The organism is Ferrovibrio sp. (assembly GCF_046297895.1).
In the GTDB taxonomy this organism is placed as follows: domain Bacteria; phylum Pseudomonadota; class Alphaproteobacteria; order Ferrovibrionales; family Ferrovibrionaceae; genus Ferrovibrio.
In genome coordinates, this window is sequence record NZ_JBKBHC010000009.1 from 113,703 (window position 1) to 135,291 (window position 21,589).

Sequence of the window (21,589 nt, forward strand, 5' to 3'; positions counted from 1 at the left end):
CCCGCCGCCACGATGCAATCCGCCACGATGCCGTCCGCCACGATGCAGGCTGACCCGCCGCAGGCCACGCGGCGGGAATGGATCGGCCTCGCCGTGCTGGCCCTGCCCTGCCTGCTCTACTCCATGGACCTGACGGTGCTGAACCTGGCGATCCCGCATCTCAGCGCCGACCTGAATCCGACCAGCGCGCAACTGCTGTGGATCGTCGACATATACGGTTTCCTGGTGGCGGGATCGCTGATCACCATGGGCACGCTGGGCGACCGCATCGGCCGCCGCCGCATCCTGATGATCGGCGCCACCGCCTTCGGTATCGCATCCGTGCTGGCCGCCTTCGCGCCCACGGCCGAACTGCTGATCGCCGCCCGCGCCGCTTTGGGCGTGGCGGCTGCCACGCTGGCGCCGTCCACGCTCTCGCTGATCCGCAACATGTTTCACGACCCGCGGCAACGCACCTTCGCCATCGGCATCTGGATTGCCAGCTTCTCGGCGGGCGGTGCTTTGGGGCCGGTGATCGGCGGCCTGCTGCTCACCTGGTTCTGGTGGGGATCTGTCTTCCTGATCGCCGTGCCGGTGATGGTGCTGCTGCTGGTGCTGGGTCCGCGTCTGCTGCCGGAGTATCGCGATCCCGATGCCGGCAACATCGACATCCCCAGCGCCATCCTGTCGCTGGCGGCCGTGCTGGCCGTGATCTACGGCATCAAGCGCATAGCAGAGATGGGGTTCGGCTGGCTGCCGGCCCTGATCATTCTTCTTGGCATCGGCATCGGCGTCGTCTTCGTGCGGCGGCAACGCCGGCTCGCCGATCCGCTGATCGACCTGGCCCTGTTCCGCAATCCCGCCTTCAGCGCCGCTCTGGCAATCAACATCCTGGGGATTTTCGCCGCATTCGGGATTTTCCTGTATGGCGCGCAGTATCTGCAGCTCGTGCTGGGCATGGACCCCTTCACCGCCGGCCTATGGAGCGCACCATCAGGCCTAGCCTTCATCGCCGGTTCCATCCTGGCGCCGGGCCTGACCCGCCGCATGCAGCCTGCGCAGATCGTATCTGTCGGGCTGGGCATGGCTGCCATCGGATTCGCGATGCTGACCGCCGCCATCGCTTTCACCAGTTTTGCCCTGCTGATAACGGCCTTTATCGTGTTTGCCATTGGCCTGTCGCCGGTTTTCACCTTCACCACCGACCTGATTGTCGGCGCCGCACCGCCGGAGCGTGCCGGCGCCGCTTCGGCCATATCGGAAACTGCCGCGGAATTCGGCGGCGCGCTGGGCATTGCCGTGCTGGGCAGCATCGCTACCGCCATCTACCGCGACAGCGTTGCGGCGCAGATGCCCGCCGGCCTCGATGCCACGGCCGCCGAGGCCGCCATCAATACCCTGGCCGGGGCCCTGTCGGTGGCGGCCGCGCTGCCGTCGGCCATCGGTGCCGACCTGATCCGCATCGCGCGCACCGCCTTCAACGACGGCTTCCTGCTGACAGCCGGCATCTGCACCATGATCACCATCCTCGCGGCCCTACTGGCCGCCGGCATGCTGCATCCCCGCAAGCCGGCCGCGGCTCCTGCCGACTGAGCGCTGCGTCTGATTCCCCTGCCATCGCCGGCATGCTAGGCTGCGGCACCGGACCGCGAAGGCCATGACTGCCGCAGACGACGACGCAGAGGCAAAACCGCATTACCACGGCCATCGCGCAAGATTGCGCGCCCGTTTCCTGGAAAGCGGCGGCGCCGGCATACCCGATTATGAAATCCTCGAGCTGATCCTGTTCGGCGTGTTCCGCAACGGCGACGTCAAGCCGCTGGCCAAGGCGCTGATTGCCGAATGCGGCTCTCTGGGTGCCGTTCTGTCGGCGGCGCCAGAGCGGCTGATGAAGGTGCCGGGCTGTGGCGAGGCGGTGATCGCCGCACTGAAGGTCACGCGCGAGGCCGGCTTGCGGCTGCTGAAGGAAGACGCCATGCAGCGGCCGGCGATTTCCAACTGGCAGGCCCTACTCGACTACTGCCGCGCCGCGCTGCAGCATGAAGGCGTGGAGCAGTTCCGGATCCTGTTTCTCGACCGCAAAAACCAGATCATCGCCGACGAGGCGCAGCAGCGCGGCACGGTGGATCACACGCCGGTCTATCCGCGCGAGGTGGTGAAGCGCGCGCTGGAACTGAATGCCGCTGCCCTGATCCTGGTGCACAACCACCCGAGCGGCGATCCGACGCCATCGCGCGCCGATATCGAGATGACGCGCCAGGTACGCCAGGCGGCCTCCGTGATGGGCATCGAGCTGCACGACCACCTGATCGTCGGCCGCAAGGGCCATGTGTCCTTGCGCGAGAAGGGACTGATCTAGGCGACCGGCGCGTTGGCCATGCGATCGGCGCCGAAGCGCACGGTCACGCAGGTACCCTGCCCCGGCGCGGAGTCGATGGACACGCTGCCGCCATGCAGCAGCGTCAGTTCCTGCACCAACGGCAAACCCAGGCCGGAGCCCTGATGCTGGCGGGTCAGGACGTTGTCGATCTGGCCGAAACGCTGCAGCGCCTTGGCGATATCGGCTTCGCCCATCCCTATCCCCGTATCGCGCACGCCGAAGGCAATGCCACCCCCCGCCTCCACCACGGCAAACAAGGTCACCCTGCCACCGGCAGGCGTGAACTTCACCGCGTTGCTGAGAAGGTTGATCAGAATCTGGAATACCGCGCGCTGATCGGCGAATAACGGCGGCAGGATGGCCGGCAGGCCGTTGTCCAGTTCGATGCCGCCATCGCGTGCCATGCCTTCGATCTGGCGCAGGGCGCGGCCGGCCACGGCCGGCAGGTCGATCTGGCTCTCGTTCAGCTCATAGGCGCCGGCCTCGATCTTGGAGAGATCAAGCACGTCGTTGATCAGGCTGAGCAGGTGCGACGCGCTGTCGTGGATATAGCCGGCATAGGCGCGATAGCGATCTTCGAGCGGACCGACCACCTGATCCTTCATAACCTCGGCAAAGCCAAGGATGGCATTCATGGGCGTGCGCAATTCGTGGCTCATATGGGCCAGGAAGGTGGATTTGCTTTTTGACGCGCGCAGGGCCTGGTCGCGCGCTGCGGCCAGGGCGTGGTTCATGTCCTCCAGGCGGCGGCGTTGCTGCTGCTCCTCGGTCACATCGCGGCCGATGCCGATATAGCCGATAAAGGCCCCGCTCTCGTCGTAGCGCGGCATGCCGCTGACGCTGATGCAGACCAGCCCGCGCGGGCGGTTGAGCCACTGCACCAGATCGGAGAATGGCCGGCGCGCCTGCAGATCCTCGATATGCCGGCGCAGGAATGGATCGGCGGTGGCAGAATCGCTGCCATACATCTCGATACGCGAGCGGCCGATATAATGGCTGGCCGGCAGGCCTGTCACGGTCTCCACGCGGTCCGACATGAAGGTGTAGCGCAGCGCAGCGTCGGTTTCCCATATCCAGTCGGCGCTGAGGCTGGTCACGTCGCGGAACCGGCCTTCGGCGGCGCGCCGCTCCTCCTGCAGGGCACGCAGCTGCGGTCCGGCGAAGAACCCGGCCAAGTAGCTCTGCAATCCCTTCATATGCGCAAGGTTTCCCGCCCGCCGATTCGGCCCAAACAGCATGAACAGCCGGATTTGCCCTGTAAACTGTGAACTAGATTGGCAAATTCGCATTGCGGTTGTCAGGTTGACGATTGGTAATCCCTGCGCCACCATCCGTCCTACCGAGGGGGGCGCCGCTAGGGCGCTGAGATTCGGCCGGCAAGTTCGTTCCTTGCAACGCCGTGACCCTAAGAACCTGATCCGGGTCATGCCGGCGGAGGGAACGGTCGTGAGGCGCGCCAGGTCCAGCTGCCGCCTGCATTCCGCGAACATCCACCACATCCCGGATTTCCTGTCGTCTCGCGAAGAGGAAATCCCATGGACAAGCTTACCGACGCCCCGAACTTCCACATCACCACGGGCCCGCTGCCGGCCTCGGTCAAGGTCTATCAGCCCGGCCATCTTTATCCCGAGCTGCGCGTACCGCATCGCGAGATCGCGACGCATCCCTCGGCCAATGAGCCGCCCCTGCCGGTCTACGACACTTCCGGTCCCTATACCGATCCCGAGGCCGAGATCGACATCAACCGGGGCCTGCCGCGCTGGCGCAAAGCGCTGATCGAGGCACGCGGCGATGTGGAGGCCTATGACGGCCGCGCCGTGCAGGCCGCCGATAATGGCGGCATCAGCAGCGTGCCTGCATTTCCGCTTTCTCACCGGCCGCTGCGCGCCAGAGGCGATGCCGCCGTGACGCAGTTCGAATATGCCCGGCGCGGTATCGTCACGCCGGAGATGGAATACGTTGCCATCCGCGAGAACGAGGCGCGCAAGGAACTGGCCCAAAAAGATCAAAATCTGCGTGATGGCGAGGACTTCGGGGCTTCCATCCCGGATTTCGTGACGCCCGAATTCGTGCGCGAGGAAATCGCCTGTGGCCGCGCCATCATTCCCTGCAACATCAACCATCCGGAGCTGGAGCCGATGATCATCGGCCGCAACTTCCTGGTGAAGGTGAATGCCAATATCGGCAATTCCGCCGTCACCTCTTCCGTGGCCGAGGAAGTCGACAAGATGGTCTGGGCGATCCGCTGGGGCGCCGATACGGTGATGGACCTCTCCACCGGCCGCAACATCCACAATATCCGCGACTGGATCATCCGCAATTCGCCGGTGCCGATCGGCACCGTACCGATCTACCAGGCCTTGGAGAAGGTGAATGGCCGCGCCGAGGACCTGACCTGGGAGATCTATCGCGACACCCTGATCGAGCAGGCCGAGCAGGGCGTGGATTATTTCACCATCCATGCCGGCGTGCGGCTCAGCTATATCCCGCTTACCGCCAATCGCATCACCGGCATCGTCAGCCGCGGCGGCTCGATCATGGCGAAATGGTGCCTGGCGCATCATGAGGAGAATTTCCTCTACACGCATTTCGAGGAGATCTGCGACATCATGCGGGCCTACGACATCAGCTTCTCGCTGGGCGACGGCCTGCGGCCGGGCTCGACGGCGGATGCCAACGATGCCGCGCAGTTCGCCGAGCTGGAGACTCTGGGCGAACTGACCAAAATCGCCTGGGAAAAAGGCGTGCAGGTGATGGTCGAAGGGCCGGGCCATGTCGCCATGCACAAGATCAAGGCCAACATGGACAAGCAGCTCAAATCCTGCGGCGAGGCGCCCTTCTACACGCTGGGGCCGCTCACCACCGATATCGCCCCGGGCTACGATCACATCACCAGCGGCATCGGTGCGGCGATGATTGGCTGGTATGGCTGCGCCATGCTCTGCTACGTCACGCCGAAGGAGCATCTCGGCCTGCCCGACCGCAACGACGTGAAGACCGGCGTGATCACCTATCGCATCGCCGCCCATGCCGCCGATCTGGCCAAAGGCCATCCCGGCGCCGCGCGCCGCGACGATGCCCTGAGCCGTGCCCGCTTCGAATTCCGCTGGGAGGACCAGTTCAACTTAAGCCTGGACCCCGAGACGGCGGCCCAGTTCCACGACCAGACCCTGCCGAAGGAAGCGCACAAGACCGCGCATTTCTGCTCGATGTGCGGGCCGAAATTCTGCTCGATGAAAATCAGCCAGGAGGTGCGGCAGGCGGCGCAGCAGGGCATGACAGAGATGGCGGAGCGCTTCCGCAGCGAGGGAGGCGAGATATATCATCCCGCCCCATGAGCCACGACCCGCCGGTCTTCGACGAAGGTTTCCAGAACAGGCTGGCCGAACTGCTGGCCTGGCGGCGCGACGTGCGGCATTTCCGCAGCAGCCCTGTGCCGCCGGCGCTAGTGACGCATCTGCTGGAGTTGGCCGCCCTCGCGCCCAGCGTGGGTAACAGCCAGCCCTGGCGCTTTGTGCTGGTGGAAGAGCCGGCGCGGCGCGCCAAGGTGATCGCCAATTTCGAGCGGGCGAATGCCGAGGCCCTGGCCGATTACAGCGGCGAACAGGCGAGGCTCTATGCCACGCTGAAACTGGCCGGCCTGAAAGAGGCGCCAGTGCATCTGGCCGTCTTCTGCGACGAGGACACGGCGCAGGGCCATGGCCTGGGCCGCCGCACCATGCCCGAGATGCTGGACTATTCCACCGTGATGGCGGTCTACGGCTTCTGGCTGGCCGCCCGGGCCCATGGCCTGGGCGTGGGCTGGGTCTCGATCCTGGAGCCGGAGACCCTCACCCGCGACCTCGAGGTGCCGGCAGGCTGGAAGCTGGTGGCGTATTTATGCGTCGGCTGGCCCGAGGATGAGGCCGACACGCCGGAACTGGAGCGCCGCGGCTGGGAGCACCGGCGCAGCGTGGCCGGGCAGATCATGAAGCGCTGAAACGAAAACGGCCGGGCAGAAACCCGGCCGTTGCGTTATTCATTCAAAGACGACTTACGCCGCCGCCTCGAGCATGGCGGTGTATTTCTCGACATTCGCCTGGGCGCGGGCGCGGGCGTGATCGTCCTTGGCGTCCTCGACATCCTCGCGGGCATCCTTGAGCGCCTGCTCCAGCTTGGCGCGGTCGAGATGCTTCACCGGCACGGCTTCTTCTGCCAGCACGGTCAGCTTGTCGTTGGCGACTTCGGCGAAGCCGCCGGCGACGAAGATGCGCTCGGCCACGCTGCCGTTCACCGTGACCTCGATGACGCCGTTGCGGATCGTCGAGATCAGCGGGGTGTGGCCCGGCAGCACGCCGAAATCACCGCCCTCGCCCGGCACGACCACCATTTCGGCGTCGACGGCCAGGAGCAGCTTCTCCGGCGATACCAGTTCGAACCTGACGCTATCCGCCATGGTTTAACTCCTTACCTTGCGGCTCAGGCCGCCTCGGCCGCCAGCTTCTTCGCCTTGGCAATCGCCTCGTCGATGGTGCCGACCATGTAGAAGGCCGATTCCGGCAGATGGTCGTGCTTGCCGTCGCAGATTTCCTTGAAGCCGCGGATGGTCTCGGCCAGCGGAACCTGCACGCCCGGCGAACCGGTGAAGACCTGGGCCACGTCGAAGGGCTGGCTCAGGAAGCGCTGGATCTTGCGGGCGCGGGCCACGGTGAGCTTGTCTTCTTCCGACAGCTCGTCCATGCCCAGGATGGCGATGATGTCCTGCAGCGACTTGTAGCTCTGCAGGATTTCCTGCACGCGGCGGGCGACGGCATAGTGTTCGTCGCCGACGATGCGCGGATCCAGGATGCGCGAGGTGGAGTCAAGCGGGTCCACGGCCGGGTAGATGCCCAGCTCGGCGATCTGGCGGCTCAACACCGTGGTGGCGTCAAGATGCGAGAACGAGGTGGCCGGGGCTGGGTCGGTCAAGTCGTCGGCGGGCACGTAAATGGCCTGCACCGAGGTGATCGAGCCCTTGTTGGTGGAGGTGATGCGCTCCTGCAGGGCACCCATGTCGGTGGCCAGCGTCGGCTGGTAACCCACCGCCGAGGGGATACGGCCGAGCAGCGCCGACACTTCCGAACCCGCCTGGGTGAAGCGGAAGATGTTGTCGACGAAGAACAGCACGTCCTGGCCTTCCTGGTCGCGGAAATATTCCGCCAGCGTCAGACCGGTCAGCGCGACGCGGGCGCGGGCGCCCGGCGGCTCGTTCATCTGGCCGTACACCAGGGCCACCTTCGAGCCCGGGCCGTCGGTCTTGATGACGCCCGATTCCATCATTTCGTGATAGAGGTCGTTACCCTCGCGGGTACGCTCGCCGACGCCGGCGAACACCGAGTAGCCGCCGTGCGTCTTCGCGATGTTGTTGATCAGCTCCATGATCAGCACGGTCTTGCCCACGCCGGCGCCGCCGAACAGGCCGATCTTGCCGCCCTTGGCATAGGGCGCGAGCAGGTCGACGACCTTGATGCCGGTGACCAGCACCTTCTGCTCGGTCGACTGGTCGACGTAAGCCGGCGCGGCGGCATGGATCGGGGCGGCCTGCTTGGCATTCACCGGGCCGCGTTCGTCGATCGGCTGGCCGATCACGTTGATGATGCGGCCCAGCGTCTCCTGGCCCACCGGCACCGAGATCGGCGCGCCGGTATCGGTGACTTCCATGCCGCGGACCAGACCGTCGGTCGAGTCCATCGCGATGGTGCGGACGGTGTTTTCGCCCAGGTGCTGCGCCACTTCGAGCACCAGATGGTTGCCCTGGTTGGTGCAATACAGGGCGTTCAGGATCGCCGGCAGATGCCCGTCGAACTGAACGTCGACGACCGCGCCGATAACCTGGGTGATGCGACCCGCCTTGTTCGTAGCCATGATGCTGCTCCGTCCTTCTATGTCGTTCCTGCCAGCGCGCGCCGTTACACGGCCTCGGCGCCGGAGATGATTTCAATAAGCTCTTTGGTGATCTGGGCCTGACGCGACCGATTGTAGACCGTCGTCAACTTCTTGATCATTTCACCGGCGTTGCGCGTGGCGTTGTCCATCGCCGTCATCTTCGCGCCCATCTCGGAAGCCGCGTTCTCCAGCAGAGCGCGATAGACCTGCATCGACAGGTTCCGCGGCAGAAGCTGGTTCAAGATGGCTTCCTCGTCGGGCTCGAACTCATAGATCGCGCCGCCAAGATCCGGAGCCGCACCGGCGCCCGCGCCGGCGACCATGGCCGGGATGAGCTGCTGCACGGTGGGGATCTGGCTTATCACCGACTTGAAGTTGTTGAAGAAGATATGCGCGACGTCGAACTCGCCGGCCTCGAACATGGCCAGCGCGCGGTCGGCGATTTCCTGTGCCTCGGCGAAACCGACCTTCTTGACCTTCGAGAGATCGACGGTGTCGATAATCTTGGAGGCATGATCGCGACGCAGCTGGTCGCGGCCCTTCTTGCCGACGCAGAGGATCTTGACTGTCTTGCCCTGGGCGGTCAGCTCCTCGATCTTGCGGCGGGCCAGCTTGACGATCGAGGAATTGAACGCGCCGCAAAGGCCGCGCTCGGCGGTGGCGACGATCAGGAGATGCACCTGATCCTTGCCGTTGCCGACCAGCAGCTTCGGCGCGTTTTCGGCGCCGTTCTGGCCGGCCGCCAGCGAGGCCAGGATGCCGGCCATGCGTTCGGCATAGGGCCGGGCCGCTTCCGCGGCCTCCTGGGCGCGGCGCAGCTTGCTGGCTGCCACCATCTTCATCGCCTTCGTGATCTTCTGGGTCGATTTGACCGAGTTGATCCGAACGCGGAGGCTCTTGAGGCTAGGCATGACGCGCTACCCTAAAGCCGGCTCAGGCGAAGGTCTTGGCGAGCTCGTCGAGCACGGCCTTGAGCTTGGCTTCCAGGTCCGGCGTCAGGGCCTGCTGCTCGCGGATGCCCTGCAGGATGTCGGCATGCTTGGAGCGCACCAGATTCAGCAGGGTCTGCTCGTAGCGGGTGACGGCACCCACCGGATGCTTGTCGAGATAGCCCTTCACGCCGGCATAAATCGACACGACCTGTTCCTCGACCGGCAGCGGCTGGTACTGCGGCTGCTTGAGCAGTTCGGTCAGACGGGCGCCGCGGTTCAGCAGGCGCTGGGTCGCCGGATCGAGATCCGAGCCGAACTGGGCGAAGGCGGCCATTTCGCGGTACTGCGCGAGTTCCAGCTTGATCGAACCGGCCACCTGCTTCATTGCCTTGATCTGGGCGGCCGAACCGACGCGGCTGACCGAGAGGCCGACGTTGATGGCGGGGCGGATGCCCTTATAGAACAGCTCGGTCTCGAGGAAGATCTGGCCGTCGGTGATCGAGATGACGTTGGTCGGAATGTAGGCCGACACGTCGCCGGCCTGGGTCTCGATGACCGGCAGGGCGGTGAGCGAACCGGCGCCCATCTTGTCATTCATCTTCGCGGCGCGTTCCAGCAGGCGCGAGTGGATGTAGAACACGTCGCCCGGATAGGCTTCGCGGCCCGGCGGACGGCGCAGCAGCAGCGACATCTGGCGGTAGGCGACGGCCTGCTTGGACAGATCGTCATAGATGATCACGGCATGCATGCCGTTGTCGCGGAAGAACTCGCCCATGGCGCAACCGGTATAGGGCGCCAGGAACTGCAGCGGGGCGGGCTCGCTTGCTGTGGCGGCGACCACGATCGAGTATTCCATCGCGCCGGCCTCTTCCAGGGTCTTCACGACCTGGGCGACCGTCGAGCGCTTCTGGCCGACCGCGACGTAGATGCAGTACAGCTTCTTCTTCTCGTCGCCGGCCTTGTTGACCGACTTCTGGTTCAGGATGGTGTCGACGGCCACGGCGGTCTTGCCGGTCTGGCGGTCGCCGATGATCAGCTCGCGCTGGCCGCGGCCGACGGGCACCAGCGCGTCGAGCGCCTTCAGGCCGGTCTGCATCGGCTCATGCACCGACTTGCGCGGAATGATGCCCGGGGCCTTCACTTCCATGCGGGCGCGCTTAACGTCGGTCAGCGGGCCCTTGCCGTCGATCGGGTTCCCGAGTGCGTCAACGACGCGGCCGAGCAGGCCCTTGCCGACCGGCACGTCCACGATGGCGCCGGTCCGCTTGACGGTATCGCCTTCCTTGATGCCACGGTCATCGCCGAAGATCACGACGCCGACGTTGTCGGTCTCGAGGTTCAGGGCCATGCCCTTCACGCCGCCCGGGAACTCGACCATTTCGCCGGCCTGGACCTTGTCGAGGCCATGGACGCGCGCAATGCCGTCGCCGATGCTGAGCACCTGGCCGACTTCAGAAACTTCGGCTTCGGTGCCGAAATTCTTGATCTGCGTCTTCAGGATTTCCGAAATCTCTGCGGCGCGGATGTCCATCACGCAACCCCTTTCATAGCGGACTTGAGATTATTGAGTTTGGTACGGACCGACGCATCGATCATGCGCGAGCCGAGTTTGACGACCAGACCGCCGATCAGCGAGGGATCGACCTTGGCGTTGATGACAACGTTGCCGGCGGCTTCCGACGACAGCGAAGACTTGATCTGCGCAAGCTGCGCATCCGACAGCGGCACGGCCGAAACGACCTCGGCAACCGCTTCGCCGCGATGGTGGCTGAGCAGGCTTTTGAAAGCGGCGATGGCATCCGCCAGCACGAACAGGCGGCGGTTGTTGGCCACCACGCCGAGGAAACGGCGCACCAAGTCGCCGAAGCCGGCCTTTTCGGCTACGGCGGCGATGGCGCGAGCCTGTTCCTCGCGGCTGAAGACCGGCGAACGAACCAGGCGTACCAGATCGGCCGACTGGGCCAGCATGGCAGACAGGCTGTCGAGATCCTTGGCGACGGTGTCGAGCTGGCCGGCATCGCGCGCCAGATCGAACAGCGCCGTTGCGTAGCGGCCGGCAATACCGGAAACGAGCGTTGATTCCTGAGCCACGAACGACCCTTCTTCTCTAGGACGCGGAACCGCCGGCCGGGACTCGGGCCCACTGGCCCTGGCCACCCTCCCGACGCTCCGCTTAAGACCTTGAACAGTCTAAGGAATTCACGGGGCGGCCGATGCCTTCACAAAGCCCCCCGGCGCGAAAGCCGCGCTTAACTAGCATACGGGTTTCGGCGGCGCAACAGCGAGGCCGGCGCGGTCTTCTGCGCCTTTCGCCGCACTTATCCGGCAGGTCATAAAAAGCGGCGTCGGAACCGGAGAGAACGGCCCAAACTGGCCAAAACCAGCCAATCAGTATCAATTATCGACAGTTATCCCCAACCCTCGCCAATCGCCGCCAGGGCCCGCGGGTTCTCGCACTGGCAACTGCCTCAGCTCAGGCAGGCTTCGGCATGGGCGATATCCTGGGCCGCGATGGCAAGACCCGGCGGGGGCGCCTCGCCTGCGGCGAGCAGAGTCGCCGCAACGAAGGCGCAGCGGTCTTCCAGCGCCTGCTTCTGCACCGCCAGCGCGACCAGGCGCGTTTCGACCCGATGCGCGAAACCGTCCAACAGATAGCTGGCGACGAAGGTGTTGGGCGGCGACATCGACAGCCAGTTGGCCATGCCGCCCTGTTCGGCCAGCAGGCCCGTCGCCGCCTCGGCCAGGCTGCGCGAGGCGCCATCCTCGGCGCCGGCCAATTCGGCAGCCTGCCTGTCGTCGAGATTCAGGGTGGGGTCGAATCCCTCGCCCCGCAGCAGGTTGCGGCCATTGCTGCCGGCGCGGGCGATGCAGGCCTCGATCCGCCCCACCAGCAGGCCGATATTATTGCGCAGGATATCCTGCTCCGGCCCGGCCAGGCCGCGTTCGCCCAGCACGGCAATCTGGGCGCGGATCTTGGCGATCTGCCGCGCAATGTCGTCGAGCGCGCCAAGCGCCGCCTCGCATTGCGCCACCGCCACCGCCAGGCCGGCCTGCATCGCCAGAATGGCATCGGCATCATGCAGCGGCAATGCCACCTGCGTACCGCCTCCATCCGCCTGCCGCCACGGCAATAAACCCGGCTCCGGCAGCGCCGGCGCCATCAGAGTTTCCCCATCAAGAACATCTTGCCGATCCATGATCATGCCCCCTTCTGTGGTTAACCATCCCGTTCTGGGATGGTGGAAAACTACCAGAAGGCGCACAGTCGGGATTGTCTAGGAATCTCGGAAATCTGTTGTTTGCGTCTCAGGTTACTGGAGGCGCCGCGCAAAATTCATTTCCATTAACCCAACCTGTCGTTGCTCTGGGCCAAAAGGCATGCCCTAATGCCCGCTAGGCAAAACAGCAGATATGGGGGCAAGGGCTGGCATGAGCGGATCGATCCCCAGCGCTGCCCTTCTGCCGGGCATGGTCCCCGACGAGGCCTTGCCCGAATTGTGGCGTCAGAGCCTGGCGATCTATTACGACACACAGGCTCTGGCACCCGCGGCCGCGCCGCCGGCGATCCGGCAATATCATCTGGGCCAGATGCTGCTGATCGACACCCGCTTCGGGCCGCAGCGCTTCAGCCGCGATGCCGCCTGGCTGGCCCGCCACGGCGATGTGGACCATTGCACCGTCCAGTTCTTCGTGTCCGGCCGCAACCGCGTGGTCAATGGCGGCAATGACTTCGTGCAGCATCCGGACAACATCACCATGGTCAATCTGGGCCGAGAGGTGCAGGCGGAATCAACCGAAGCCGATACCCTCACCCTCATCCTGCCGCGCGAACTGCTGCAAGGGGAATTGCCGCAATTGCTGGATCGCTGTGGCGCACTGTTCGAAGACCATTCAGCCTCGGCACGGGTCTTTGCCAATCACATGCTGTCGCTGCGCCAGACACTGGATCGAGCGGCGGCAGCCGAAGCCGACGCGATCGCGCAGGGCACGCTGGCGTTGCTGGATGCGCTGACCCGCCATCGCGACATCGCGGCGACGCCGGCCAAGGGCACGACGCTGACCACGATCTGCCGCCATATCGACGCCCACCTGAGCGACCCTGCGCTGGATGCCGAAAGCCTGTGCCGGCAGTTCCGCTGCTCGCGCGCCACGTTATATCGCCTGTTCCAGCCGCTGGGCGGCGTGCGCGAGCATATCCAGCGGCGCCGCCTGATGGCCTGTTTCCGCGCCATCAGCGCGCCGGCCCGGGCGCATCGCCGCATCTTCGACATCGCGCTGGATTACGGCTTTTCCTCGCCGAGCCATTTCAGCAGCCTGTTTCGCGCCCATTTCGGCATGACACCGCGCGAGGCGCGCGAGCGTGGCGGCAACCGCCCTGCCCTGCCTGCGCTGGCCAAAGGCGGCACGGCGGAAACGGCCGTGCAGGCGATGTGGACCTGGGCGCGCGGCCTGGCCGGTAGTTGAAAGATCAGTCGGTAACCGATTAGCCGGGCTTTCTGCTCAATACGCGGCCGACGGCATCCTGCCAGCCGGCATAAAGCCGCTGGCGCGTGGCGGCATTCATGCGCGGCTCGAAGCGGCGCTCGCGATGCCAGCCATAGGCCACGGCATCCAGCCCGGAATAGACGCCCTCCGCCAGCCCGGCCAGATAGGCCGCGCCGAGCGCCGTCGTCTCGATCACCTTCGGGCGCTCGACCGCCACATCCAGCATGTCGGCCAGGAACTGGCAGAGCCAGTCGTTGGCCACCATGCCGCCATCGACGCGGAGCGCCGTGGGCGAGGCGGCACCATCGGATTTCATCGCCGCGGTGAGGTCACGCGTCTGGTAGGCGACCGATTCCAGCGTGGCGCGCGCGATATGCGCCGCACCCGCATCCAGCGTGAGACCGAGCAGCGCGCCGCGCGCATCCGGGTCCCAGTAGGGCGCACCAAGGCCGACAAAGGCCGGCACCAGATAGACGCCATGGGTTTCCGGCACGGCGGCAGCCAGTGTGGCGGTCTCGGCGGCATCCTTCACCAGATGCAAGCCGTCGCGCAGCCATTTCACGGCCGCGCCCGCCACGAAAATCGAGCCTTCCAGCGCATAGGTGGTTTCGCCGTTCAGGCGATAGGCCACCGTGGTGAGCAGGCGGTTTTCCGAACGCACGGGTTTGTCGCCGATGTTGACCAGCGCGAAGCAGCCGGTGCCGTAGGTGGATTTCACCATGCCGGGCTGGAAACAGGCCTGGCCGAACAAAGCGGCCTGCTGGTCCCCGGCGATGCCGGCCACCGGAACGGCATGGCCGAGGATGTCGGGCGTGGCGGCACCAAACATGCCGCTGCAGTCCTTCACCTCGGGCAGCATGGCACGCGGCACGTCGAAGACTTTCAGCAGCGTGTCGTCCCATGCTTGAGCATGGATGTCGAACAGCATGCTGCGCGAGGCATTGGTAGCATCTGTCGCATGCACGCCAGTCTTTCCTGGTCCGCCGGTGAGGCGGAACAGCAGAAATGAATCGATGGTGCCAAAGCACAATTCACCCTTCTCCGCCCGCGCCCGCGCCCCGGGCACATGGTCGAGCAGCCAGGCGATCTTGGTGGCGGAGAAATAGCTGTCGATCAGCAGGCCGGTCTTCTGCTGCACATGATTGCCCAGGCCATCGGCCAGCTTCTGGCGGCAGGTTTCGGCCGTGCGGCGGTCCTGCCAGACGATGGCGCGGTGGATCGGCCGGCCGCTAGCGCGTTCCCAGACCACGGTGGTTTCGCGCTGGTTGGTGATGCCGATGGCGGCGATGTCGCCGCCGCGCAGGCCGGCCTTGGCCACCGCCTCGCGCATCACGCTCTGCACGTCGCGCCAGATCTCCTCGGCATCATGCTCGACCCAGCCATCGGCGGGATAATGCTGGGTCAGCTCCTTCTGGGCGACAGCGACGGGCAGGCCTCCGCCATCGAAGACGATGGCGCGCGACGACGTGGTGCCTTGGTCGATGGCGAGAACGAATTTACTCATGTCTTATTCCGCCGCAGCCGCGCAGCCCTCGGCCTTGAATACACGCTTGGTGCTGGCGGGGTATTTGCCCAGTTTGGATGCCGGGCGGATCGGCCGCGCCACCAGCCCGCCGCCGCAATTGGGACAGACGCCTTTCAGCGTGCCTTCGCCGCAGTCGCGGCAGAAGGTGCATTCGAAGCTGCAGATCATCGCAGCCGCGTCGGGCGGCAGGTCGGTGTTGCAGCACTCACAGTTCGGGCGGAGTTCAAGCATGTCTACGCTCCCTTAGCGATCTGCACGGCCTTTTTCGCCAGGGCGGTAATGCCGGCCCAGTCGTTTTTCTGCAGCATCTCCTTCGGCGCCAGCCAGGAGCCGCCGACGCTGGCCACGTTCGGCAGCGCGGCATAGGCGCCAAGGTTGCCTTCCGTGATGCCGCCGGTGGGGCAGAACCGCATCTGCGGGAAAGGCCCGGCCAGGCTTTTTAGCGCCGCAATGCCGCCCGTCGCCTCGGCGGGGAAGAATTTGGCGCGCGTGAAACCCTGCTCCAGAGCGCGCATGATCTCGCTGGCCGTGGCCACCGCCGGCAGATAGGGCAGACCGGTATCCTTGGCGGCATAATACAGAGCCTCTGTCGCGCCGGGCGAAATCACGAATTTGGCGCCGGCCAGCTGACTGGCGGCGAATTGCGCGGCATTCAGCACCGTGCCGGCGCCGACGATGGCCTCTGGCACTTCCGCCGCGATGCGCTTGATCGCCTCCAGGGCCGCGGCCGAACGCAGGGTGATTTCCAGCACGGACAAGCCGCCCGCCGCCAGGGCCTTGGCCAGCGGCACGGCCTGGGCGGCATCTTCCACGACCAGCACCGGAATCACCGGCGCGCGGTTCAGGATAGCATCGATGGCGGCGGTACGCTCCACAGTCTTCTCACTGGCCTTGTCCGGCATGATTCCTCCCTGTGTTTGTTTTGCACAGGATAGCCGGAGAAAACCGGGGAAGGCTACTGCCTAGGCGTAGGGGTGAGCCTCGCGTGGATCGGGGCCGTAGCGATTCGGGCCGCGCGTACCAGGGTAAAAGAGCAGCACCAGCCAGAAGGCAAAACCGAGAATTGGCACATAATTCATTAAGACGGCCCAGCCGCTCCACCCGAAATCGCGGCAGCGTTGCGCACCGGCGATATTATAGAGGGTGGAGACAGGAACGACATATAGCCAGATCAGGACAAGGCCGATGGGGGCAAGTGTCGAACCAATGATCGCCACAAGAACGGCTGAGAAGAGCACGACAAGGGTTAGATTGATAAACGAGCCACGGCGACGGCGGCCCGAAAACCGGAAAAGATCATGATGAAATGGCTCACCCGCCACTATGCCCTATTCCTTCAGCCCGCCGCTTTTCAGGATGAAATCGGCGATCTCGGCCACGCCCTTCTCGGCCTTCAGGTTGGCGAAAATGAAGGGGCGCTGGCCGCGCATTTTCTTCGCATCGCGATCCATCACCTCCAGCGAAGCGCCGACCAGCGGGGCGAGGTCGATCTTGTTGATCACCAGCAGGTCGGACCGCGTGATGCCCGGGCCGCCCTTGCGCGGAATCTTGTCGCCGGCTGAGACGTCGATCACGTAGATGGTGATGTCGGCCAGTTCGGGCGAAAAGGTGGCGGCCAGGTTGTCGCCGCCGGATTCGACGAAGATCACGTCGAGACCGGGAAATTTCTTCTGCATCTCGGCCACGGCCGCCAAATTGATCGAGGCATCCTCGCGGATTGCCGTATGCGGGCAGCCGCCGGTTTCGACGCCGGCGATACGTTCGGGTGCCAGCGCGTTGGCGCGGGTCAGGAATTCGGCGTCTTCCTTGGTGTAGATGTCGTTGGTGACGACGGCGATGTTCCAGTCGTCGCGCAGGTGACGGCAGAGCCGTTCGACCAAAGCGGTTTTGCCCGAACCGACAGGACCACCGATACCGACGCGCAGGGGATTGCTATTAGAGGAACTCATGACCGGAACAGCCTCGTATACTGGGTTTCGTGCAACATCGACATCAGGTCGACCATCGGCGCCGCCGTGCCGCACTCGTCCAGCGGGCAGGCCAGCGCGCAGTCTGCCACGCTGTCCACCACCGGCAACAGGATAGAAAGCGCCCGCTGGCCATCGGTCTGGCCCAGTGGGATCAGGCGCACGGCTGCCGAGACCAGGTTGGCGGCGAAGGCATGCAGGCAGGCGGCCAGCACGGGGCGCAGCGGCAATTTGTGCGCGGCGGCCGACACGCCGATGGCGATGCTCAAGGCCACCGGCCGCTCGCCGCGCGCGGCGGCAAAGTCATCGATGGTGGGATGGCCCCAAGCGGCGCGCGTGACCATCACGAAGGAGCCGCCCTGCTGCGCGCTTTCCAGCGCGGTTTCGGCCGTGCCGCGCCAGGCGACGGCGAGATCGGCCAACTCTTCCAGCCGTGCGGCATCGCCCTCTTCTGATGTACTGGCAGCCATGTAAGCTTCCTTCAGCAGCACGGCATCGACCCAGGCAGCGCCATGGCGCAGGATATGGCCGATCCAGGCGCTGAGCGTGGCGGCATTTTTCACCCGGCCGGTTTCGACCGCAAATTCGATGCCGTGGCTGTAGGAAAAGGCACCGATCGGATAGCTGGGCGAGAACCAGGCCAGCAGGCGATAGAGATCGCCGGGCGCGATGCGATCCGCCTCAATGCTTGTGGTCATGATCGTGGCTATGGTCGTGCTCGTGCCCGGGATCGTCGGCATGGGGATGCACATGGGCATGACCCCCATGGACATGGCCGTGTTCGTGTTTGCCATAGCGCGAGCCGAGGCCATAGGGATGCGCCGGATCGTGGTTATGCTGGCCATAGGCGCCGCCTTCGGGATCGAAGGGCGCCTCCACGGCCTGCACGCTGGCGCCGAGGCCTTTCAGCATGTCGACGATCACATGGTCGTCGCGGATCAGGATGCGGTCGGCATGGATGGCGGCCGGCAGGTGGCGGTTGCCCAGATGCCAGGCCAGCCTCGCCAGCAGCTGCGGCGAGGCGGCGCGCACTTCCACCAGCGGCTCGATGGCTGCCTTCACTTCAACATAGCCGCCCTGCTCCAGTTTCAGCCCGTCGCCGTCGCGCAGCAGCGTCGCCTCGGGCAGGTCGAGCAGGAAAACCATGCCGTCATCGGCGGTGAGACGGATGCGGCGGCGATGGCGATCATGATGCGCCAGCGTGACGGTGGCACGACGCTCGGACGCGGGCCAGTGGCCGGATGGCATGACTTCGGTGGCGCGCAGCATGATCAGAACAAAAAATACCGCTGCGCCATGGCGAGCACTGAAGCCGGTTCGCAGGTGAGCAGCTGGCCGTCGGCACGCACCACATAGGTTTCCGGATCGACCTCGATCTTCGGCATGTAGGCATTGTGAACCATGTCCTGCTTCTTCACCTTGCGGCAGCCCTTCACCGCCACCAGCGGGCGCTGCAGCCCGAATTTCGCGGTGATGTTGTTGTCGATGGCCGCCTGGCTGACAAAGGTGAGACTGCTCTGCACCATGTTGCGGCCGAAGCTGGCGAACATCGGACGGTAATGGACCGGCTGCGGCGTGGGGATCGAGGCATTGGGATCGCCCATGGGCGCGGCGGCAATCGAGCCGCCCTTCAGCACCATGTCGGGTTTCACGCCGAAGAAGGCCGGCGACCAGATCACCAGGTCGGCGAACTTGCCGATCTCGATCGAACCGATCTCGTGTGCCACGCCATGAGACAGTGCGGGATTGATGGTGTATTTGGCGATATAGCGTTTGGCACGGACATTGTCGTTGTCGCCTTTTTCCTCGGGCAGCCGGCCGCGCTGCTTCTTCATCTTGTCGGCTGTCTGCCAGGTGCGAATGATCACCTCGCCCACCCGGCCCATGGCCTGGCTGTCGGACGACATCATCGAAAAGGCGCCGAGATCGTGCAGGATGTCTTCGGCGGCAATGGTCTCGCGCCGGATGCGGCTGTCGGCGAAGGCCACGTCTTCGGGGATGCGCTGATCGAGATGGTGGCAGACCATCAGCATGTCGAGATGCTCGTCCACGGTGTTGACCGTGTAGGGCATGGTCGGATTGGTGGACGACGGCAGCACATTGGCCAGGCCGGCGACGCGGATGATGTCGGGCGCGTGACCGCCGCCAGCGCCTTCGGTGTGGAAGGCATGGATGGTGCGGTGCTTGAAGGCGGCGATGGTGTCTTCCACGAAGCCGCTTTCGTTCAGCGTGTCGGTGTGAATCGCCACCTGGATGTCATGCAACTCGGCCACGTTGAGGCAGTTGTCGATGGCGGCCGGCGTGGTGCCCCAGTCCTCGTGCAGTTTGAGGCCGCAGACGCCAGCGGCGACCTGCTCGACCAGCCCATCGGGCAAGGCGGCATTGCCTTTGCCCAGCAGGCCGATATTCATCGGGAAAGCCTCGGCCGCCTGCAGCATGCGCATGATGTGGAACGGACCCGGCGTGCAGGTGGTGGCCGAGGTGCCGGCCGCCGGGCCGGTGCCGCCACCCATCATGGTGGTGACGCCCGAGTAAAGCGCTTCCTCGATCTGCTGCGGGCAGATGAAGTGGATATGGGCGTCGAAGCCACCGGCGGTGACGATCTTGCCCTCGCCCGCGATCGCCTCGGTGCCCGGACCGATGATGATATCGACGCCGGGCTGGATATCGGGATTGCCGGCCTTGCCGATGCCGACGATGCGGCCGTTTTTAAGGCCGATATCGGCCTTCACGATGCCCCAGTGATCCAGGATCAGGGCGTTGGTGATCACGGTGTCGACCGCGCCGGCGGCATTGGTGACCTGGCTCTGGCCCATGCCGTCGCGGATCACCTTGCCGCCGCCGAACTTCACTTCCTCGCCATAAAGCGGCGTGTTAGCGGCATAACCATCCGGATGGCCCTTGCTGGGCGCATGGACCGGAGGCTGCGCGGTGAAATCCTTTTCCACCTCGATGATGATGTCGGTATCGGCCAGCCGGACCTTGTCGCCCAATGTGGGGCCATACATGCCGGCATAGGCGGAACGGGGAATGCGGATCGCCATGGTTCGTACTCCCCTGCCTACCTGAGCGTGCCCATGATCTCGGCGCGGAAGCCGTAAACGTTCCGCTTGCCGGCATAGGCCACCAGCGACACGGTGCGGGTCTGCCCCGGTTCGAAGCGCACCGCCGTACCGGCCGGAATGTCCAGCCGCATGCCGCGCGCCTTGTCGCGGTCGAACTTCAGTGCCGGGTTCGTCTCGAAGAAGTGGTAATGGCTGCCGACCTGGATCGGGCGGTCGCCGGTATTGGCAACGTCGATGCTCACCGTCGGGCGGCCGGCATTCAGCTCGATCTCGCCGGGGGCCGTGATGATTTCGCCGGGAATCATGCTGCGGCCTCCTTCAGCGGATCGGGTTATGCACGGTCACCAGCTTGGTGCCGTCCGGGAAGGTGGCCTCCACCTGGATCTCATGAATCATTTCGGCAATGCCGGGCATCACCTGGTCGCGAGTGATCACGCTGGCGCCGTCGCGCATCAGCTCGGCCACCGAGCGGCCGTCGCGTGCGCCTTCCACCACATAATCGGTGATGAGCGCCACGGCCTCGGGGTGATTGAGCTTCACGCCGCGCTCCAGCCGGCGACGCGCCACCTGGGCCGCCATGGCGACCAGCAATTTGTCCTTCTCGCGGGGCGTGAGATTCATGCCGCTGCGCTCCCCCTGGCAGACTGGATTCAGACGGTAAGATAGCGGCGGACGTCGTCGCCTTCCAGCCGGGACGCGTCGCCCTCGACCACAACTTCACCACGCTGGAGCAGGATGAAGCGGTCGGCCAGGGCCTTGGCGAAGTCGAAATACTGCTCGACCAGAATGATGGCCATGGTGCCGCGGTCGGCTAGGCTGCGGATCACCCGGCCGATATCCTTGATGATCGAGGGCTGGATGCCCTCGGTGGGCTCGTCCAGCAGCAGCAACCGGGGGCGCGTGACCAGGGCCCGCGCGATCGCCAGTTGCTGCTGCTGTCCCCCCGAAAGATCGCCGCCGCGACGGTTGCGCATCTCGTGCAGCACGGGAAACAGGGCAAAAATCTCGTCGTCGATGGTGCGCTCGGCCCGGGGCAGCGGCGCCAGGCCGGTCTCCAGGTTCTCGTAGACGGTCAGGCGCGGAAATATCTCGCGGCCCTGCGGCACCATGGCAATGCCGCGCCGGGCGCGCTCATGGGGTTTCAGCCCGACTATGTCCTCGCCTTCCCACAGGATGGCACCGCTGCGCACCCCCTGCAGACCGACCAGGGCCCGCATCAGCGAGGTCTTGCCCACGCCGTTACGGCCCAACACGCAGGTGATCCTGCCGGCTTCGGCCGTCAGCGCCACGTCGCGCAGGGCATGGCTGGCGCCGTAATAAAGATTCAGTCCTTCGGCTTTCAGCATGAGATC

The 21,589-nt window shown here is 65.2% G+C and carries 23 protein-coding genes and 1 riboswitch; of the genes, 5 read left to right on the forward strand and 18 right to left on the reverse strand.

Going from position 1 to position 21,589, the window contains the following annotated elements:
* Nucleotides 1-27 precede the first annotated feature (27 nt).
* Both ACK4FK_RS16085 and radC read left to right on the forward strand, forming a co-directional pair.
* A complete protein-coding gene (locus ACK4FK_RS16085; protein WP_409746300.1) occupies nucleotides 28-1,572 on the forward strand; it encodes an MFS transporter in 1,545 nt (514 codons plus the stop codon).
* Between the two features lie 64 nt (nucleotides 1,573-1,636).
* Complete coding sequence (radC, locus tag ACK4FK_RS16090) at nucleotides 1,637-2,338, forward strand: RadC family protein (RefSeq protein WP_409746188.1); 702 nt, start codon at nucleotides 1,637-1,639, stop codon at nucleotides 2,336-2,338.
* Here the strand turns inward: radC and ACK4FK_RS16095 are convergent.
* Nucleotides 2,335-3,555 (reverse strand): ATP-binding protein, encoded by a 1,221-nt coding sequence (locus ACK4FK_RS16095; RefSeq protein WP_409746189.1) that lies wholly within the window; start codon nucleotides 3,553-3,555, stop codon nucleotides 2,335-2,337. The genes radC and ACK4FK_RS16095 overlap by 4 nt on opposite strands.
* A 136-nt stretch (nucleotides 3,556-3,691) precedes the next feature.
* A riboswitch (TPP riboswitch) is annotated at nucleotides 3,692-3,817 on the forward strand.
* A 77-nt stretch (nucleotides 3,818-3,894) separates the two neighbouring features.
* On the opposite strand from ACK4FK_RS16095, the gene thiC reads away from it, so the two are divergent.
* Nucleotides 3,895-5,697 (forward strand): phosphomethylpyrimidine synthase ThiC, encoded by a 1,803-nt coding sequence (thiC, locus tag ACK4FK_RS16100; protein ID WP_409746190.1) that lies wholly within the window; start codon nucleotides 3,895-3,897, stop codon nucleotides 5,695-5,697.
* Nucleotides 5,694-6,338 carry a 5,6-dimethylbenzimidazole synthase gene (gene bluB, locus ACK4FK_RS16105; RefSeq protein WP_409746191.1) on the forward strand — a complete coding sequence of 215 codons (645 nt, stop codon included), beginning with the start codon at nucleotides 5,694-5,696 and terminating at the stop codon, nucleotides 6,336-6,338. The genes thiC and bluB overlap by 4 nt, the downstream gene beginning before the upstream one ends.
* 54 nt (nucleotides 6,339-6,392) lie before the next feature.
* On the opposite strand, the gene ACK4FK_RS16110 is transcribed toward bluB, so the two are convergent.
* The 6 genes from ACK4FK_RS16110 to ACK4FK_RS16135 form a co-directional block, all read right to left on the reverse strand.
* The gene (locus tag ACK4FK_RS16110) at nucleotides 6,393-6,794 is read right to left on the reverse strand and encodes a F0F1 ATP synthase subunit epsilon (protein ID WP_409746192.1); all 402 of its coding nucleotides are present in this window, start codon (nucleotides 6,792-6,794) and stop codon (nucleotides 6,393-6,395) included.
* Nucleotides 6,795-6,817: 23 nt separating this feature from the next.
* On the reverse strand, nucleotides 6,818-8,242 hold the full coding sequence (atpD, locus tag ACK4FK_RS16115; RefSeq protein WP_409746193.1) for a F0F1 ATP synthase subunit beta: 1,425 nt from the start codon (nucleotides 8,240-8,242) through the stop codon (nucleotides 6,818-6,820).
* Between the two features lie 44 nt (nucleotides 8,243-8,286).
* A complete protein-coding gene (locus ACK4FK_RS16120; RefSeq protein WP_409746194.1) occupies nucleotides 8,287-9,174 on the reverse strand; it encodes a F0F1 ATP synthase subunit gamma in 888 nt (295 codons plus the stop codon).
* A gap of 22 nt (nucleotides 9,175-9,196) precedes the next feature.
* Nucleotides 9,197-10,726: a F0F1 ATP synthase subunit alpha gene (gene atpA / locus ACK4FK_RS16125; protein ID WP_409746195.1), complete on the reverse strand. Its 1,530-nt coding sequence runs from the start codon at nucleotides 10,724-10,726 to the stop codon at nucleotides 9,197-9,199.
* Complete coding sequence (locus ACK4FK_RS16130) at nucleotides 10,726-11,286, reverse strand: F0F1 ATP synthase subunit delta (protein ID WP_409746196.1); 561 nt, start codon at nucleotides 11,284-11,286, stop codon at nucleotides 10,726-10,728. The genes atpA and ACK4FK_RS16130 overlap by 1 nt, the downstream gene beginning before the upstream one ends.
* Before the next feature lie 377 nt (nucleotides 11,287-11,663).
* The gene (locus ACK4FK_RS16135) at nucleotides 11,664-12,356 is read right to left on the reverse strand and encodes a hypothetical protein (RefSeq protein WP_409746197.1); all 693 of its coding nucleotides are present in this window, start codon (nucleotides 12,354-12,356) and stop codon (nucleotides 11,664-11,666) included.
* A 268-nt stretch (nucleotides 12,357-12,624) separates the two neighbouring features.
* Between ACK4FK_RS16135 and ACK4FK_RS16140 the strand changes: the two genes are divergently transcribed.
* Nucleotides 12,625-13,659, forward strand: coding sequence for a helix-turn-helix domain-containing protein (locus ACK4FK_RS16140; protein ID WP_409746198.1), 1,035 nt, complete (start codon nucleotides 12,625-12,627; stop codon nucleotides 13,657-13,659).
* 19 nt (nucleotides 13,660-13,678) lie between these two features.
* Here the strand turns inward: ACK4FK_RS16140 and glpK are convergent, their stop codons facing one another.
* The 11 genes from glpK to urtE are packed head-to-tail and all read right to left on the reverse strand — an operon-like array spanning nucleotide 13,679 to nucleotide 21,583.
* Nucleotides 13,679-15,184 (reverse strand): glycerol kinase GlpK, encoded by a 1,506-nt coding sequence (gene glpK / locus ACK4FK_RS16145; RefSeq protein ID WP_409746199.1) that lies wholly within the window; start codon nucleotides 15,182-15,184, stop codon nucleotides 13,679-13,681.
* A 3-nt stretch (nucleotides 15,185-15,187) separates the two neighbouring features.
* The gene (locus ACK4FK_RS16150) at nucleotides 15,188-15,436 is read right to left on the reverse strand and encodes a DUF1272 domain-containing protein (protein WP_409746200.1); all 249 of its coding nucleotides are present in this window, start codon (nucleotides 15,434-15,436) and stop codon (nucleotides 15,188-15,190) included.
* 2 nt (nucleotides 15,437-15,438) lie between these two features.
* On the reverse strand, nucleotides 15,439-16,107 hold the full coding sequence (locus tag ACK4FK_RS16155) for a bifunctional 4-hydroxy-2-oxoglutarate aldolase/2-dehydro-3-deoxy-phosphogluconate aldolase (protein WP_409746201.1): 669 nt from the start codon (nucleotides 16,105-16,107) through the stop codon (nucleotides 15,439-15,441).
* A 60-nt stretch (nucleotides 16,108-16,167) separates the two neighbouring features.
* Nucleotides 16,168-16,527, reverse strand: a complete 360-nt coding sequence (locus ACK4FK_RS16160; protein WP_409746202.1) for a DUF805 domain-containing protein — start codon at nucleotides 16,525-16,527, stop codon at nucleotides 16,168-16,170.
* Between the two features lie 6 nt (nucleotides 16,528-16,533).
* Entirely contained in the window at nucleotides 16,534-17,154 is a 621-nt protein-coding gene (gene ureG / locus ACK4FK_RS16165) for an urease accessory protein UreG (protein ID WP_409746203.1), read from the reverse strand.
* Nucleotides 17,151-17,870, reverse strand: coding sequence for an urease accessory protein UreF (locus ACK4FK_RS16170; RefSeq protein WP_409746204.1), 720 nt, complete (start codon nucleotides 17,868-17,870; stop codon nucleotides 17,151-17,153). The genes ureG and ACK4FK_RS16170 overlap by 4 nt, the downstream gene beginning before the upstream one ends.
* A complete protein-coding gene (locus ACK4FK_RS16175) occupies nucleotides 17,854-18,441 on the reverse strand; it encodes an urease accessory protein UreE (RefSeq protein WP_409746205.1) in 588 nt (195 codons plus the stop codon). Before ACK4FK_RS16175 ends, ACK4FK_RS16170 begins: the two co-directional genes overlap by 17 nt.
* Before the next feature lie 2 nt (nucleotides 18,442-18,443).
* Nucleotides 18,444-20,216 (reverse strand): urease subunit alpha, encoded by a 1,773-nt coding sequence (ureC, locus tag ACK4FK_RS16180; RefSeq protein WP_409746206.1) that lies wholly within the window; start codon nucleotides 20,214-20,216, stop codon nucleotides 18,444-18,446.
* Between the two features lie 17 nt (nucleotides 20,217-20,233).
* The gene (locus tag ACK4FK_RS16185; protein WP_409746207.1) at nucleotides 20,234-20,542 is read right to left on the reverse strand and encodes an urease subunit beta; all 309 of its coding nucleotides are present in this window, start codon (nucleotides 20,540-20,542) and stop codon (nucleotides 20,234-20,236) included.
* A 13-nt stretch (nucleotides 20,543-20,555) separates the two neighbouring features.
* Nucleotides 20,556-20,858, reverse strand: coding sequence for an urease subunit gamma (locus ACK4FK_RS16190; RefSeq protein WP_409746208.1), 303 nt, complete (start codon nucleotides 20,856-20,858; stop codon nucleotides 20,556-20,558).
* A gap of 29 nt (nucleotides 20,859-20,887) precedes the next feature.
* On the reverse strand, nucleotides 20,888-21,583 hold the full coding sequence (gene urtE, locus ACK4FK_RS16195) for an urea ABC transporter ATP-binding subunit UrtE (protein ID WP_409746209.1): 696 nt from the start codon (nucleotides 21,581-21,583) through the stop codon (nucleotides 20,888-20,890).
* Nucleotides 21,584-21,589 lie beyond the last annotated feature (6 nt).

Coding starts and splice junctions, on each gene's coding strand:
- ACK4FK_RS16175 (WP_409746205.1), bottom strand. CDS start 18,441: ATGCTGCGCGCCACCGAAGTCATGCCATCCGGCCACTGGCCCGCGTCC.
- bluB (WP_409746191.1), top strand. CDS start 5,694: ATGAGCCACGACCCGCCGGTCTTCGACGAAGGTTTCCAGAACAGGCTG.
- ACK4FK_RS16120 (WP_409746194.1), bottom strand. CDS start 9,174: ATGCCTAGCCTCAAGAGCCTCCGCGTTCGGATCAACTCGGTCAAATCG.
- ACK4FK_RS16095 (WP_409746189.1), bottom strand. CDS start 3,555: ATGAAGGGATTGCAGAGCTACTTGGCCGGGTTCTTCGCCGGACCGCAG.
- urtE (WP_409746209.1), bottom strand. CDS start 21,583: ATGCTGAAAGCCGAAGGACTGAATCTTTATTACGGCGCCAGCCATGCC.
- atpD (WP_409746193.1), bottom strand. CDS start 8,242: ATGGCTACGAACAAGGCGGGTCGCATCACCCAGGTTATCGGCGCGGTC.
- atpA (WP_409746195.1), bottom strand. CDS start 10,726: ATGGACATCCGCGCCGCAGAGATTTCGGAAATCCTGAAGACGCAGATC.
- ureC (WP_409746206.1), bottom strand. CDS start 20,216: ATGGCGATCCGCATTCCCCGTTCCGCCTATGCCGGCATGTATGGCCCC.
- ACK4FK_RS16110 (WP_409746192.1), bottom strand. CDS start 6,794: ATGGCGGATAGCGTCAGGTTCGAACTGGTATCGCCGGAGAAGCTGCTC.
- ACK4FK_RS16140 (WP_409746198.1), top strand. CDS start 12,625: ATGAGCGGATCGATCCCCAGCGCTGCCCTTCTGCCGGGCATGGTCCCC.
- thiC (WP_409746190.1), top strand. CDS start 3,895: ATGGACAAGCTTACCGACGCCCCGAACTTCCACATCACCACGGGCCCG.
- glpK (WP_409746199.1), bottom strand. CDS start 15,184: ATGAGTAAATTCGTTCTCGCCATCGACCAAGGCACCACGTCGTCGCGC.
- ACK4FK_RS16085 (WP_409746300.1), top strand. CDS start 28: ATGCCGTCCGCCACGATGCAGGCTGACCCGCCGCAGGCCACGCGGCGG.
- ACK4FK_RS16150 (WP_409746200.1), bottom strand. CDS start 15,436: ATGCTTGAACTCCGCCCGAACTGTGAGTGCTGCAACACCGACCTGCCG.
- ACK4FK_RS16190 (WP_409746208.1), bottom strand. CDS start 20,858: ATGAATCTCACGCCCCGCGAGAAGGACAAATTGCTGGTCGCCATGGCG.
- ACK4FK_RS16155 (WP_409746201.1), bottom strand. CDS start 16,107: ATGCCGGACAAGGCCAGTGAGAAGACTGTGGAGCGTACCGCCGCCATC.
- ACK4FK_RS16135 (WP_409746197.1), bottom strand. CDS start 12,356: ATGGCGCCGGCGCTGCCGGAGCCGGGTTTATTGCCGTGGCGGCAGGCG.
- ureG (WP_409746203.1), bottom strand. CDS start 17,154: ATGAGTTCCTCTAATAGCAATCCCCTGCGCGTCGGTATCGGTGGTCCT.
- ACK4FK_RS16185 (WP_409746207.1), bottom strand. CDS start 20,542: ATGATTCCCGGCGAAATCATCACGGCCCCCGGCGAGATCGAGCTGAAT.
- radC (WP_409746188.1), top strand. CDS start 1,637: ATGACTGCCGCAGACGACGACGCAGAGGCAAAACCGCATTACCACGGC.
- ACK4FK_RS16170 (WP_409746204.1), bottom strand. CDS start 17,870: ATGACCACAAGCATTGAGGCGGATCGCATCGCGCCCGGCGATCTCTAT.